Here is an 841-nt window from a genome sequence, read left to right on the forward strand (position 1 = left end):
TGATGGTGTAACCAATGGCGATGAGATTGATCCAGACGGAAATGGCATCGATGATGGTAATGGAACAGACGAACAAGATCCATGTGATTACGATCCAATCTTAGTTACTTTAACGCCAACATCAGCGTGGTTAACAGCAGACTGTGATGGCGATGGAACACCAAACGGAAGTGATACCGATCCAAACGACCCATGTGTGGATATGGATGTTACAAATGTAGACTTAACAGATACGACAAGCGCATGGTACACAGCAGACTGTGATGGAGACGGAACACCAAACGGAATGGAATTAGATCCAGACGGAAATGGCATCAATGATGGCAATGGTACAGATCCAGAAGATCCATGTGAAGATGATGGTACTGTAGGCGATGAAGACTTAACAAATGCAGTTTTTGCAAATGCAGATTGTGATGGCGATGGTGTAACCAATGGCGATGAGATTGATCCAGATGGAAACGGTATTGATGACGGAAACGGAACAGATTGGAATAATCCATGTGATTACAACGCAGCAGATGTTACATTAACACAAGGCGGTCCAGTATGGGATGCAGCAGATTGTGATGGCGATGGCACACCAAATGGTAGTGATACCGATCCAAACGATCCATGTGTAGATGCAGATGTTACAAATGTAGATTTAACAGATACGACAAGTGCATGGGCATTAGCAGACTGTGATGGCGATGGAGTTACAAACCTAACAGAAGTAGATCCAGACGGAAATGGCATCGATGATGGCAACGGTACAGACTCAGAAGATCCATGTTCATACGATGTAACTTTACAAGATTACACAACAACAAGCGCAGCCTACCAAGCATTAGATTGTGAT

The 841-nt window shown here is 43.9% G+C and carries 1 pseudogene; it reads left to right on the forward strand.

From position 1 onward, the window contains the following. Nucleotides 1–841 (forward strand): annotated as a pseudogene (locus tag WA327_RS14375) (hypothetical protein); the annotation flags it as partial.

It is taken from the genome of Mesoflavibacter sp. CH_XMU1404-2, from assembly GCF_037029465.1.
Classification (GTDB): Bacteria; Bacteroidota; Bacteroidia; order Flavobacteriales; family Flavobacteriaceae; genus Mesoflavibacter.